Raw genomic sequence first — 13,492 nt, forward strand, 5'->3', positions numbered from 1 at the left:
CCCGTCAGCCTCCGATGAACGCTTCGCGGAACGCGTCGATGGCGACGCGCAGCGAGAGTTGCGGTTGGTCGAGGTAGCTGACGAGCTTGCTGATCTGGTGATCGTTTTGCGCATGGGCGTCGATCCACTCGGGATCGTCGATGTCGATGTTGTGGGCGGCGTAGGTCTGCGGGTCGACGACGCTCAGCAGCGTCTTGGCCGACGCGCCGTTGAAGCCGATGATGAGCCGTTCGCGCTCGGCGATCGTGCCGATGAAGATCGCGAGCTCGAAGTCGGCCTGCGCGACGAACGGCGCGATCAGTTCGAGCCAGAACGCGGCGACGAGGCTGCGGTAGAACGGATCGACCGGCAGCGGCAGCGTGAGGCCGCGCTCGATGTGCGACGAGCCGCTCTGCATCACCGGCCGCAGCAGCGAGCCGAGCGCGAGCATCGCGCCGCGCAGCCGCACGGGATGACCGCTGTCGAGCAGCATCTCCTGGAGGCCGTACAGCGACTGGTGTTCGACGAAATCGTTGAAGGTGCCGTCATGCGACGTGCCGGGGCCGCCGACGTCGATCGGCACCTGCGTGTCGCCGAGCGCCTGCAGCGCGCCGGGCGGCTCGTCCTTGCCGAGCAGCGGCGGGATCTGCGTGGCGACGCGCGACCACAGCCGCGCGAACGCCAGCGGGCTGCGCGCGAGGAACGCGAGCGGCCGGTCGACCTCGAGCGCCGTTGCGCCGAGGAACGGGAAGCGGCGCATCGACACGTCGTGGCTCGCGACCATGTGGCCCGCGATCGCGAGCTTGCTGCGCGAGCCGAGGAACGCGAAATGCATCGGCTTCGCATCCTCGTAGACGAGCTTCCAGCGCGGATCTTCCGCGAGCAGTTCGAGCGCCTGCGCGATCCAGCGGTCGAGCGTCTGCAGCAACTGCGGATTGTGCGGGCTCTTCACGAAGTCGCCGCGCGACGGAATCTTGCCGAAGTAGGCGATTTGCGCCTGTACGGTTTGCGTCATTGCGCCCCCTGTGCATTCGTTGCGTTGGCGGCCGCGACGGCCGGCGCTGCGCCCGGCGTGCCCGTGCCGGACTGGGTCGCGTTCTGCGCGGCGCCCGCGCTCGCGTCGGCGACCGACGACGGCAGCTGCAGGCCGCGCAGGCTCTGCTGCTGCGGCTGGTCGCTGCCCCCGCCGCCGGACGGTTGCGACGTGCTGATGATGCGCATCGTCACCGACACGTTCACGTTGCCCTGCGCCCACGTCAGGTCGAAGGTGCCGTCCGGACGGCGCTTGCGTTGCGCCGAGTTGATCAGCTTCTCGAGGCCGTAGCGGCCCGGCTCGTTGACGAGCTGCACCGTGCGGCCGTCGAAGGTCGTCGCGGACAGCGTCGCGCCCGGCGAGCCCTGCGGGTTCGGCCACACGAAGTTGGTCCACTGCGGCGGCGTGTTGCGGTAGCGCAGTTGCTGGCCGTCGATCGCGATCGTGTATTCCGTCGTGCCCGTGCTCGGCTGCGGCAGGATCTGGAACACGGTCTGCGGCTCGGACGACGCGGCCGCGCCGCTTGCCGCACCGCCCGCGAGCGGCGCGACCCAGCGCGCGAAGCCGTTCGTGAAGTCCGGCGTGAGGCCGATGCCCATGTCGCCCCACGTGCGGGCGGCGAGGGTGTCGCCGCGGCGCACCGCGAGCGGCCCGAGCGTCGTGCCGACGAACTTCGCGATCGAGCCGTCCGGACCGAACACCTGCGCGATTTCACCGGCGCCGGCCTCGACCTTCGCGCTCGCCGCGAACGGGTACTTCGTCGCGAGCGAGTTCTGGAACGGCTGGTAGACCTGCGCGTTCCACACCTTGTTGACTTCGGCGCTGGCCGGCTGGATCACGACCGCGAACGCCTGCATCAGCGGCCGCACGAGCAGCGGACGCAGCGACTTGCGTTGCGAATCGGTGAGGCCGGTCAGCATCTGTTCGTCGACGAGCTTCAGCGAATCGGCGAGTTCCGAACCGTTGCCGTCGAGCGTCTGCTGCATCAGCTGGCGCGCGCCCGGGCCCGGGTCGCCCTGGTTCTTGATCACGTTGAAGCGCGTGCGGACCTTCGACAGCGACTCCATGTAGCCCTTGAGCATCGACGTGCCGTCATGCACCGCGACGATCCGCGCGAGCCCGATGAATTCCTGGCCGATCGGACCCATCGGCACCTCGGCCGGATTGCCGTTGATGTCGATGTTGGCGGCCGCCACCTGGCCGGCCGGCGAGCGCGAGAACAGTTGCTTGACCCAGTTCACGACACCCGTCTGCGCCTTCTTGATCGTCACGTTCGCGAGCGACGGGTTGTCCCACGACGTCTGGTCGTACGCGGTCTCGAGGATCTTGCGGATCGGCGAATCCTGCGGGTCGCCGAGGCGGTTCATCCCGTCGACGGCCTGGCCGAAGCTGCTGAAGCCCTGCACGGCGATGCCCTGCATGAACTTCTGCCAGTGCTGCGCATACTCGGTCTTGTACATGCCGACGAGCGTCTTCTGGATCTGCTCGGGGCTGCCCTCGAGCGTCAGGTCGTCCTGCGTCGACGTGTTCAGCACCCAGTCCTTCGCCTGCAGTTCCTTGGTCGCCGCGTCGCGGATCGCCGGCTGCACGTAGTCGAACCACGCTTCGCGCGTGAACGTGCCCGGAATCGCGTAGCTGCCTGCCACGAGCCCCTGGTTGCCGTCGCCGACGATGCGGGCGATGGTCATCGGCGCGAAGCGGGTCGACGCGCGCGCCTTGATTTCCTCGTACACGCGCTGGCGGGCCGGCATGCCGCGCACGACGCGGCGCAGGTTCTCGCGGGTCTGGTCGACGAGCGCGAGGTTCGCGTCGATCATCGGCCAGTCGTCGTCGTTCACGCGCGACAGGTAGAACGAGATCATGCGCTCGGCGCTCTTGATCATCTCGTCGCGCGGCATGTTGCCGCGATTCGTCTCGAGCCAGCCGCGCCAGAAGCGGGCGAGCTGGTCGGTCAGGTGTGCCTGTTCGACGTGACGCTTGTCGGACAGCATCAGGTACGTCTTGAGCGCGTTGTACGCGTCCTGCACGTTGGTCGGCGACGCGTCGCTGTAGAGGCCGCCCTGCGGAGCGGCCGGCTGTTGCGCGGCGGCCGGCGCGGTGCCGGACGCGGCCAGTGCGGCACCGGCCTGCGGCGCGGCGCCTGCCGCGTTCGTCGAGACCGGAATCGCGCCACCCTGCACGGCGCCCGATTCGGGCGGGCGCGTCATCGGCACGAGCTGCTCGGGGTGCGCGTTCACGTCCTTCATGAACGACGCGAGATTCTGCGACACGGGGGCCAGCAGGATCTGGCGCACGCCGTTGTAATACTCGGTCAGCAGGTGCTGCTCGAGACGGTCGCCCTGGTACAGGCCGAGCGACACCGAGACCGGCTTGTCGCGGCGGAACTGCTCGAGCTGCTCGATCCGGTCTTCGAGGATGTCCATCGCCTGCAGGCGCGACTGCAGGTCGTTGCGGCCCTGCTGCAGGCGCGTGACGTTGTCGAGGTCGGCCTGCACGTTCGCGACGAGCTGCTGGTTGCCGATCGTCGACCAGGTCCAGCCGCCCAGCGCGAGCGCGAGCGCCGCGACGAAGCCGAAGAAGGTCGCGTAGCGCAACCGGGTCTTGGTCGGGCTCGCGAACTGCCGCACCGTCTGGCGGTCCGCGAAGATCACCTTCGAGAACAGGTCGCGCAGGAAGAAGCCGTTCTTCGAGAATGCGCTGTGCGGCTTCGGCAGCGCGCTGCCGTCGAGGCCGAAGCGCTGCGCGATGCGCTGCGCGGCCGCGCTGTTGGTTTCGCCTTCCTGCAAGGCGCTGGTGAAGTAGAAGCCGCGGAAGATCGGCTTGTACTGGAACGGGTTGTTCTCGAACAGCGTCGCGAGGAACGCGCGCAGCGACGGCTTGATCGTCGAGAATTCGAGCGGGAAGCTCAACTGGCCCGGCGACAGCTGGTTGCCGCGCGACAGCGACAGCTGCGCGACGCTGATTTCCTTCAGCCCTTCGTACAGTTCCTCGAAGTGCGTGTCGAACTGCGCGACCACGTCGCGCTTGTCGTCGGGTTCGTAGGGCAGGGTGGCGCCCCACACGCGGTCGTACTCGTGCTTGTCGCTGCTGCTGAAGAATTCGGTGAAGCCGGTGATCAGGTCGGCCTTCGTGAACATCACGTAGACCGGCGCGAACACCTCGAGCTTCTCCGTCAGCTCCTGAACGCGCTGGCGGAGGTTTTTCGCGAGGTTGATCGCGAATTCGGGGCGGTTGCCGGTGAGTTCGGCGATGCTCGCGGTGACGATGATGCCGTTGATCGGCGCCTTCGGGCGGTAGCGCTTGAGCAGGCCGAGGAAGCCGAGCCATTCGCTGCGATCTTCCTCGTGCACCGAATAACGGCCGGCCGTGTCGAGCAGGATCCCTTCGGTCGTGAAGAACCAGTCGCAGTTACGCGTGCCGCCGATGCCGTGGATCACGGCGCTGTTCTTGTCCGCGAACGGGAACTGCAGGCCGGAATTGAGCACGGCGCTGCTCTTGCCCGCGGCCGGGTTGCCGATGACGATGTACCACGGCAGTTCGTACAGCGCGGAGCCGCCCGATACCTGGCCGATCTTCGACGTCTTGATCGTCTTCACGGCGTCCGACAGGCGCGTGCGCAGCACGTCGAGGTCGGCCGTCTTCGCGTCGGGGGCGAGCGCGGCGGCGGCGGGCGCGGCGATCTTGCCGGTTTCCGCCTGCTCCTCCAGCACCTGGCCGAGCTGCTGGTTCGCGCGCTTCACGCGCCAGCGGCGCCACAGCGCGACGACGAGCCACAGCGCGAGGATCGCCGCGAACGCGATCGCCGCCCACAGGAGCGGCAGCTGGAGCATGTCGGCGACGATGAAGAGGATGGCCGCTAGCGCGACGATCCCGACGATCGAGAGCGTACGCGGATGAGTCAGCACGTTGAGGATGCGTTGCATAGGACGTTCAGGTTCCGGTGCGATTCGGTGAGGCGACGCAGGCGCGTCGAGCGGCAAGGGTGGCGCCGCGATGTGTCGCCATGCTGTCAAACGGGATGAAGGGGGCTGGCATCAATGCGCCCGCGGCATCGGAGAAGGCGCGCGCATTAACGAAAGGACGCTGTGAGATTTAAAACGGAAGCGGCGGCCGGAAAAAATCGCGCACCGGAATGCATGATTTTTTGCGCCGCCCATATCGTTTCCTGCCGGGATATTAAAAAGCCCCATGCCGCCCTCATTATTTCCTGTCCGGCAGCCCTGGCTAGCTGCCGCGTCCCAGTTTAAAACCGGGTTTATGGTATTCCACGTGCCCGAGATCCATCATTTTCCAGCGGCCCCCCCAGGTCAGGCCAACCTGTTCGGCGACCTGGCCGTACAACTGGTAGCCGCGCATCGCCCACGGATCTTTCTCGGAAATGACCAGCTTGCCGTCGCGCAGGAATGCGTTGTCGGCCGCCAGCCCGAATTGGTGATAACTCTGGAAGGCCGCCGCGTTGGTCACGTTGCCGCCCATTGCCGCCAGCCGGTTCTGCCGTTCCGGGCTCCGGTAACCTTCCAGCAACGCCATTTCATATCCATATTGTTCGTGCATGATCTTGTAGACCAGCAGCAAACGCGTACGGAAATCCGGATCCAGCAGGTTCCAGTCGCGGCTCGCATCCTTCAGCGCCGGACGTACCTGTTCGACTTCCTTGGTGGCGAAGACTTCCGGCGGCAGCGGCGGGGGCGGTACGAGCTGTTCGCCCTGCAGCAGGGCGGCGATCTTCTCGTCGGGCACGCGCGCCGTGTCGTCGTACTGGAACAATTGCCGGCCGCGTAACGCAATGGCGACCAATGGCGGCGTCGCAAGAATACCTGCCGATACCATAATCATCAAGCGCCGCCGAACCAGTAAATTTTGCACATCGTTTAAAGCGCCTCGCGTAACGCTTGCCGATTTAACAATCTGACTTCGCGTACGCGCGGCGCGATCGTTCGCACGGCGTGTTAGACGGCCGTGAAACTGGGCGACGGATTCGAAAACGGTCGCGCGGATACCCGGTAAAAGCAACAGTGCCGCAACTGCTACGGCAAGGGCGAAATAGGCGACGAGTGCGACGGCAATCAACGAAATCCCCGGAAATTGGAATTGATTGTGTTTTGCAATGCTTGCTCTTAGAATCAGGCTGCTTCGAGAGGCCGGGCTATATTATCGCGGTGAATTAAACCAGGATTCAATGAGACGCTGAATGAGTGCGCCGGAAAATTCAAATTCGAAAACTCCGCCCAGCCTGCTGTCCGATACCAAACCGGCAGGCGACGGAGCTCAGCAGTCGCGCATTCTCGCGAATCTGGAAGGACGTGTCACGCCGCCGGCCGAACCGCCGCGCCGTTCGCTGAAGGCGCCGATCGCGGCCGTCGTTGCACTGGTGGTTGCCGTCGGTGGCTGGGGCGCATGGCGCATGCAGCATTCGGGCGAGCAGGCCGCCGCCGTCACGGCCGAGGCCGCACCCGCGGCCGCCGCGCCGGCGAAGGCCGCAGCGGCCAGCGACGCTGCCGTGCAGGTCGCGCAAAATGCGGCATCCGCCGCGCAGCCGGCCACGATCGTCAACGACGACGCAGCTTCCCGAACCGTTGCTTCCGCATCGTCCGCGTCCGCCGCGGACAACAGCCGCCTGTCGCGCGCGCTCGCCAACGGCGCCGACGATGCATCGGGCACGGCCGGCGCGGCCGCCGCTGCTGCTGCTGCGACCAAGACCGCGAAGGCCGACGCAGCGAAGAACGCGAAGGTCGCGGCGCACGGCAAGACCGACACGAAGGCCGATGCCAAGGTTGACGCAAAGGCCGAGGCCCGCAAGCATCGCAAGGAACAGCAGGCCGAGCTCGCGCAGGCGAAGAAGCGTCGCGACGCGACGCCGACCCGCAGTGCGAAGGCGGCCGGGAAGGACGATCCGGATGCGGATCTGCTCGCGGCGCTCGTCGCGCGCACGAAGCCCGCCGACAAGAAACTCGCCGCGCAGAAGGCGCAGGCCGTGCCGACCAAGACGGCCGCGACGGCCGGCTCGCTGGCATCGCGCGTGAAGGAATGCTCGGAGCGCGGTTTCTTCGAGGATCAACTGTGCCGCTGGCGCGTCTGCGAAGGTCACTGGGGCAAGGATCCCGCGTGCCCGAGCGCCGCGCAGTCGGAGACGCGGCAGTAACGCGTCTCGCGTTTGCCGGCCTGCTGCACCTGCGCCGCCCGTTGGGCGGCGCGTTGCTTTTGGGGCGCGGAATCGGCCGGTATGATGCGGCGTGACGCTGTCACCGGCGCGTCACGCCCGTCGGGCATACGTTTCCTTTCCTTTTCCGGCGCGGGCTCGCGACCCGCGATGCGCGGCGCGCGGCGCGCCGCACGACCTTCGACACGATGGACCTGATCGTACAGACTTACGGCGCCGATACGTCCGGCATGGTGTGCGGATTCCGCTTCGATCCGGGCGGATCCGGCGCGACGCTCGATGCCGACACGGCCGCCGCGTGGCTGCGCTCGTGCCGCGAGCACGATGGCGCGTCGGACGATTTCGTCTGGCTGCACTTCAATCTCGCGCACGGCGCGAGCGAGCGCTGGATGCGCACGCATCTCGGTCTGCCCGACAGCTTCTTCGAATTCCTTCACGAAGGGTCGCGCTCGACGCGCATCGAGCAGGAAGACGGCGCACTGCGCGCGATCGTCAACGACGTGATGTTCAACCTCGAACTGACGCCGTCGGAGATCGCGACGCTGTTCGTCCACGTCGAGCGGCGCATCATGGTCACCGCGCGGCTCAAGCCGCTGCGTTCGGTCGATACGCTGCGCGCGTGCGTGCGCGACGGCGAGCAGTTCCGGTCGCCGGCGGAACTGCTCGTGCACCTGCTGCGCGACCAGGCCGACCTGCTGATCCAGATCATGCGGCGCACGAGTGTCGACGTCGATCGCATCGAGGACCGCTTCCTGTCGCAGCGGCTCACGTCGAGCCGCATCGAGCTCGGCGCGATGCGCCGCACGCTGACGCGCCTGCAGCGCATGCTCGCGCCCGAGCCCGGGTCGATCTTCCGGCTGCTCGCGAAACCGCCCGCGTGGCTGCACGTGGAAGACGTGCAGGAGCTGCGCGAGTCGACCGAAGAGTTTTCGCTGGTGCTCGCCGACCTGGCCGGGCTCAACGAGCGGATCAAGCTGCTTCAGGAAGAGATCGGCTCGCGTCTCGACGAGCAGAACAACCGGACGCTGTTCACGCTGACGCTCGTGACCGTGATCGCGCTGCCGATCAACATCGTTGCCGGCTTCTTCGGGATGAATGTCGGCGGCGTGCCGTTCTCGGAGAACAAGCACGGCTTCTGGCTGATGGTGCTGCTCGTGGCGGGCTTCACGGCACTCGCCGCGTGGTGGGCATTCCGCCGGCGCGACGACCGCTAGCGGCATCGACCCGTCAGCGCAACAGCGCGATCGCGCGTTCGCCGATCACCATTCCAAGCAGCCCGACGAGCGCGACGAGCGGCGGGGCCGGCGAGCGCACGTGCAGCAGCGCATACAACACGCCGACGCCGAGGCCCACCGCGAGCGAAGTCACGTAATCCGTCATGGCGGTCTCCCGTGTGATCCGGCGTCAGGGTTTGAGGATGACGCGCTCGCGCGCGCCGGCCAGCACCGCGCGATACGCCTCGTGCGCGCGCTCGAGCGGATAGACGTAGTCGTCGCCGATCGGGAACGGGCGCAGGGTGCCGTTGCCGAAGCCGGGCGCGAGCGTGTCGAGGATCTGCGCGACCGCGGCGCCGCCGAGCTGCAGCGAATCGACGCCCACGAACGTGTGCTGGCCGCGATAGAACGCGAAGATGTCGAACGGCACGCTGCGCTCGATCGTCGAGATGAAGATCTGCCGTGCACCGATCGCCATCGACGCGTTCGCCGCTTCGAAGTACGGGCTGCCGACCGTGTTGTAGACGATGTCCGCGCCGCGGCCGCCGGTCGCCGCGCGCACCGCGTCGGCCACCGGTTCTTTCGACGCGTCGATCATGTGCACGTCGCCCGATGCATGGCCGCGATAGCCGCCGGCGCTGCGCTCGACGCCGATCACGGTCGCGCCGTGCGCGGTCGCGAGCTGGATCGCGGCCTGGCCGACCTTGCCGTTCGCGCCGAACACGAGCACGACGTCGCCGGCCGTCGGCATGCCGGCGCGGCGCAAGCCCTCGTAGGCGGTGACGAACGGCACGCCGACGCCGGCCGCTTCGTCGAGCGTCAGCACGGCGGGCTTGCGGCGCACCAATGCCGCGTCGAGCACGAGCCATTGCGCATGCGAGCCGTCGCGGCCGACGCCGAGATCGCCGCCCGAGCCCCACACCGGCGCGCCGATCCAGCCTTCCGGGCCGCTGCGCACGATGCCGGCCCAGTCGCGCCCGGGCGTGCGCGGCCACACCGCGTGCGGCATGCGGCCGAGCGCGGCCTTCACGTCGCTCGGGTTCACGCCGGCCGCGTGCACCTCGATCAGCATCTGGCCGTCGGCCGGTACGGGCGTGTCGATTTCCCTGACCCGCGCGTCGAGCGACTCGATGTCGGCGGCGGGGGCGTCGAAGCGGATGCTGCGCATGGTGATCTCCGTGGCGGTTGGCTGCCGCGCGGCCCGGTGGGGCGGGGCGTGCAGCGAGTGAAATGGATGAACGCAGTCTAGTCGGCCCGGTTTGACGCGGAAACCCGCAAAAGCGGATGATTGTTTTGCGATGAACGCATAGCCAAATCCGAAGGCACCGAATGGACGATTTCCTTTCCCCGCACCTGGCGCTGTTCGTCGACGTGGTCGACCAGCAGAGCTTCTCGGCGGCCGCCCGCCGGCTGGGCGTCGCCGCGTCGTCGGTCACGCGGCGCATCGACCGGCTCGAGACACAGCTCGGCATCCGCCTCCTGCATCGCACCACGCATGCGCTGCGGCCCACCGAGGCCGGGCAGTTGCTGTACGGGCGCGCGACGCGGATGCTGGCCGAGCTGCGCGGCCTGCAGGAAGACCTGCACAGCCAGCACGACGAGCCGAGCGGGCTGCTGCGCGTCGACTGTCCGGCGCCGTTCGGCCGGCGGCATCTGGTGGCCGCGCTGGCCGCGTTCATGCAGCGTCATCCGGCGCTGCAGGTCGACCTCGTGCTGACCGACAGCATGGTCGATCTGCAGGGCGCGCGGCTCGGCTCCGATGTCGATCTCGCGGTGCGCATCGGCCCGCTCGAGGACACGCGCCTCGTCGCAACCGTGCTGGCGCCGCAGCGGCGCGTGCTGTGCGCGAGCGCGGCGTATCTGGCGCGGCGCGGCGAGCCGGATACGCCCGACGCGCTCGCCGGGCACGACTGCCTCGCCTGGCACGGGGTGCCGCCGCCGGGCGCGTGGCGCTTCGGCGAGCGCCGTCACGCGCCGGCGCAGCCGCGGTTTCGCAGCAATCATTCGGAAGCGTTGCTCGAAGCCGCGATCGACGGGCTCGGTCTCGCGCACCTGCCGACCTGGCTCGCGGGGGACGCGTTGCGCGATGGCCGCTTGCGCGCGGTGCTACCGCAGTTCGCGGCGGCGCCCGAGCCGGCGACGATCCACGTGTTGCGCCAGCCGGCGCGCGGCACCGCACGCGCGTCGCGGCTCGTCGCGTTCCTCGCGACGTGGTTCGCGCAGCCGGCGTGGGATGCCGCGTGGGCGTGACGACGACGGCGGGCGACGGCCGGCGACGTGTCGCCGGGCCCGACGCACGCCGGGCATGAAAAAGGGCCTCGCACGCGAGGCCCGTCAAAGGTCGGAGAAACCGGTACGCCGGCCGGCCGCCGCAGGCTGCGCGGCACCGGCCGGGCGCGCACCGTTACTGCGTGACTACCTTGCGCGGCTTGAAGAGGCCCTGGTATTGCAGTGCCGGGCGTTCCTTCGTCACCGGTTCGATGCCGCCGAAGGTCGGCGTCTGGCGCAGCTTCATCGCAGCAGGCGATGCGACCGAGCCGATCGACGTCGAGCGCGATGCCGGGGCGAGGTTGTTCGCGACGAGCAGCGCGGCTTCGCTCTTCAGGTTCGCGAGCAGCACCGGATCGGTCGAGCCGTTGACCTGCGTGAGCAGCCCGCTCCAGGCCGCGTCGCTGTAGTTCACGACGTAGTAGTCGAGCCCGCTCGGGTCGGCCACCACGCCCGTGCAGCCGTCGATCCGCGTTTGCGTCTGCGTATCCTTCAGCGCGAGCGTCGTGCGTTTCGCGAGACCCTGGCCGTACGCGAGCGTGATCGGCACCGTCCACTGCAGGCCCGGATACGCGTTCTTGTTCGGGAACGGCTGCTGTTTCAGCGTGACGACCGTCTGGTTCTTCGTCAGGTCGCATTGCGTGTCGAGCGAGATCAGCGGCACGCCGGTCTGGCGGACGTAGCTGTCGCCGATCGCGCCGATCGCCTGGCCGCTTTCCTTCGACAGCGCATCCCACAGGCGCTTCGGTGTGCCGTTGCCGAACGAGTAGTCGACGAGGTACTGCTGCAAACCCTTGCGCAGCGTCTGTTCGCCGAGATAGTTCTCGAGCGTCTTCAGCACGTGGCCGCCCTTGTCGTACGTGAACGCGCTGGCGCTCAGCACGAAGTCGTTCGATGCCCAGCCGTTGAAGTTCGGCGCGACCGGGAAGGCGTTCGGGCCGATGTCACGATTGATCACGCGGTACTTGTTCTTCACCTGGTCGAGCCAGCTGAACTCGTCGGGGAAGAACTGGATCGTCGTCTTCGTCTCGAAGAACGTCGCGAACGACTCGTTGAGCCACACGTTGTCCCACCAGTCGGTCGTGACGAGATCGCCGAACCACTGGTGCGCGACTTCGTGCGTCAGCACCTCGTTGCCGTAGTGCGACATCGGCTGGCCCGGCTGCGGCAGGATGTCGTCGGCGAACTCGAGGATCGACCCCCAGTTCTCCATCCCGCCGAAGTTCAGGTCCTTCTGCTCCTTGAACGCATCGTTCGCGGCCACCGTGTCGAACTTCGTGAGCGGCAGCGCAATGCCCGTGTAGCGGTAGTAGAAGTCGAGCGCCTGCTTGGTGCGGTCCATCGCCGGCTTCGCCCAGTCGCTCATGCCCGGCGGCGTGAACACGCGCAGGTGCAGGCCGCCCTTGCCGCCCGGCAGCGGGCTCGTGAAGTCGTCTTCATAGGTGTCGAACAGGCCGCCGCCGAAGAACAGCAGGTACGACGGCATCGGCGGGGTCTTCTCGAACTGCACGAGCTTGTAGCCGCCGCCGACGTTGGTCGACGGCTTCTCGGCCGCGTTCGACACGACGCGCCAGTTCGACGGCACTTCGGCCGTCACTTCATAGGTCGGGCGGAACGCCGGCTCGTCCCAGCCGGGGAACCACTGGCGCGACAGGTTGGTTTCGCCCTGCGTGAGGATCGCGCCGCTCGTCTTGCCGTCGGTGCCCTTCAGGTCGACGCGGAACACGCCTTCCGCGGCCGAGCAGCCCGGATACGGATCGTCGCCGCAGCTGCCGCCCGTCTTCGTGCCCGGATCGTCATACGACTTGAAGTTGATGATGCCCGACCATTCCATGTGCAGCGAATAGTTGCCCGGCGAGATCGTGCCGCTCACGGGGCGCAGCTGGTAGAAGTCGCCCTTGTCCTGCGGCGTCGCGATCAGCTGGATGTTGCCCGGCTGCAGCGTGATGCGGCCGTTCGTGAACTTGATCCGGTGGCCGGCGATCACGATGTTGTTGACCGGCTTCAGCACCTTGATCTCGACGTCGGCGCGGCCGTCGAACGCGTTCAGCGCGTCGTTCGGGCGGAACCACAGCCGGTAGTTCACGGGCACCACGGTGTCCGGCAACTCGACAGGCGACACGCTCTTGTCGACGTTGGATGCGCTCGGCGGCGCGTTGACGGTGGGCGACGAGCCCGAGTGCGGCGCGCCGGCGGAGCTGAGCGCGGAAGCGGAGCCTGCACCGCCGTCGTCACCGCCGCACCCGGCGAGTGCGAGCGCGGCGACGAGCGGCAGATAACGCATCTTGCGAATATCGATCGACATGACTGAAACCTCGATTGTTGAAAGAATCGTTCAGTGCTGCGAAAACGCCGGCAAAAACAATCCCCTCGCCGTTAATCAACAGCGATGAAAATGCCAATGACGGATTATTCGAAAAGACGGCGGCCGACTACGTGAAGGTAATCATGGTTTACTGCCCCCTCTGGATTTCCGGATGTCGGTTAACTTGCCGGTTCAAAATGGCCGGGCGCGTGTTGTACTGAGTTGATTTCGCGCGCACGACACGGAGCCGCGCGCCCTGCGCGGGCGCGCGATTCCCTTGAACCGACGACCTACGGGGCTGGCCGGGCCGGGCCGCAGGATGGCAGGAAGGCGTGTCGCCGTTCCGTAAAATCGCCGTCATGCGGCTTCAAGCTTTGTCGGCTTGCTCGAAGGATGCGTAAATATACTTGATGGTTTTAGGTAAAGGAAACGAAAAATTTAGAAATTGCATCTATTGAATTTGCCGCGCTTCATTGAATGCTGGAAAGCATTAATGCGCTTTCCGTTTGGCTGGTATTTTCGTAGTTTTAATC

The 13,492-nt window shown here is 67.1% G+C and carries 8 protein-coding genes and 1 pseudogene; 3 read left to right on the forward strand and 6 right to left on the reverse strand.

Annotated features, from left to right (window positions below; all coding sequences use genetic code 11):
- Positions 1 to 4 precede the first annotated feature (4 nt).
- From tagF to ACTJLD_RS33640, 3 genes are all read right to left on the reverse strand, one after another.
- Positions 5 to 994: a type VI secretion system-associated protein TagF gene (tagF, locus tag ACTJLD_RS33630; RefSeq protein WP_027788508.1), complete on the reverse strand. Its 990-nt coding sequence runs from the start codon at positions 992 to 994 to the stop codon at positions 5 to 7.
- A complete protein-coding gene (gene tssM, locus ACTJLD_RS33635) occupies positions 991 to 4,935 on the reverse strand; it encodes a type VI secretion system membrane subunit TssM (protein ID WP_059699707.1) in 3,945 nt (1,314 codons plus the stop codon). Before tssM ends, tagF begins: the two co-directional genes overlap by 4 nt.
- 301 nt (positions 4,936 to 5,236) lie before the next feature.
- The gene (locus ACTJLD_RS33640; protein ID WP_021161809.1) at positions 5,237 to 6,082 is read right to left on the reverse strand and encodes a M15 family metallopeptidase; all 846 of its coding nucleotides are present in this window, start codon (positions 6,080 to 6,082) and stop codon (positions 5,237 to 5,239) included.
- Between the two features lie 121 nt (positions 6,083 to 6,203).
- Here ACTJLD_RS33640 and ACTJLD_RS33645 point away from each other — a divergent pair, with 121 nt between their 5' ends.
- Together ACTJLD_RS33645 and ACTJLD_RS33650 are read left to right on the forward strand one after the other, a co-directional pair.
- The gene (locus ACTJLD_RS33645; protein WP_440660859.1) at positions 6,204 to 7,154 is read left to right on the forward strand and encodes a phage tail protein; all 951 of its coding nucleotides are present in this window, start codon (positions 6,204 to 6,206) and stop codon (positions 7,152 to 7,154) included.
- Between the two features lie 206 nt (positions 7,155 to 7,360).
- A complete protein-coding gene (locus ACTJLD_RS33650; RefSeq protein ID WP_124536123.1) occupies positions 7,361 to 8,386 on the forward strand; it encodes a transporter in 1,026 nt (341 codons plus the stop codon).
- 16 nt (positions 8,387 to 8,402) lie between these two features.
- Here the strand turns inward: ACTJLD_RS33650 and ACTJLD_RS33655 are convergent.
- Positions 8,403 to 8,552, reverse strand: a pseudogene (locus tag ACTJLD_RS33655) (DUF1427 family protein); the annotation flags it as partial.
- A gap of 24 nt (positions 8,553 to 8,576) precedes the next feature.
- Positions 8,577 to 9,554 (reverse strand): quinone oxidoreductase family protein, encoded by a 978-nt coding sequence (locus ACTJLD_RS33660; protein ID WP_060082861.1) that lies wholly within the window; start codon positions 9,552 to 9,554, stop codon positions 8,577 to 8,579.
- A 161-nt stretch (positions 9,555 to 9,715) separates the two neighbouring features.
- On the opposite strand from ACTJLD_RS33660, the gene ACTJLD_RS33665 reads away from it, so the two are divergent.
- Positions 9,716 to 10,636 (forward strand): LysR family transcriptional regulator, encoded by a 921-nt coding sequence (locus ACTJLD_RS33665; protein ID WP_021161804.1) that lies wholly within the window; start codon positions 9,716 to 9,718, stop codon positions 10,634 to 10,636.
- A 154-nt stretch (positions 10,637 to 10,790) separates the two neighbouring features.
- Here ACTJLD_RS33665 and ACTJLD_RS33670 read toward each other — a convergent pair whose 3' ends face one another.
- The gene (locus ACTJLD_RS33670; RefSeq protein ID WP_440660862.1) at positions 10,791 to 12,959 is read right to left on the reverse strand and encodes a M1 family metallopeptidase; all 2,169 of its coding nucleotides are present in this window, start codon (positions 12,957 to 12,959) and stop codon (positions 10,791 to 10,793) included.
- Positions 12,960 to 13,492 lie beyond the last annotated feature (533 nt).

The organism is Burkholderia sp. 22088, from assembly GCF_052045915.1.
GTDB classification, from domain to species: Bacteria; Pseudomonadota; Gammaproteobacteria; order Burkholderiales; family Burkholderiaceae; genus Burkholderia; species Burkholderia cepacia.

What these genes read in the sequence shown, in the direction of transcription:
- tagF (WP_027788508.1), bottom strand. Translation starts at nt 994, where the DNA reads ATGACGCAAACCGTACAGGCGCAAATCGCCTACTTCGGCAAGATTCCG.
- ACTJLD_RS33660 (WP_060082861.1), bottom strand. Translation starts at nt 9,554, where the DNA reads ATGCGCAGCATCCGCTTCGACGCCCCCGCCGCCGACATCGAGTCGCTC.
- ACTJLD_RS33650 (WP_124536123.1), top strand. Translation starts at nt 7,361, where the DNA reads ATGGACCTGATCGTACAGACTTACGGCGCCGATACGTCCGGCATGGTG.
- tssM (WP_059699707.1), bottom strand. Translation starts at nt 4,935, where the DNA reads ATGCAACGCATCCTCAACGTGCTGACTCATCCGCGTACGCTCTCGATC.
- ACTJLD_RS33670 (WP_440660862.1), bottom strand. Translation starts at nt 12,959, where the DNA reads ATGTCGATCGATATTCGCAAGATGCGTTATCTGCCGCTCGTCGCCGCG.
- ACTJLD_RS33645 (WP_440660859.1), top strand. Translation starts at nt 6,204, where the DNA reads ATGAGTGCGCCGGAAAATTCAAATTCGAAAACTCCGCCCAGCCTGCTG.
- ACTJLD_RS33665 (WP_021161804.1), top strand. Translation starts at nt 9,716, where the DNA reads ATGGACGATTTCCTTTCCCCGCACCTGGCGCTGTTCGTCGACGTGGTC.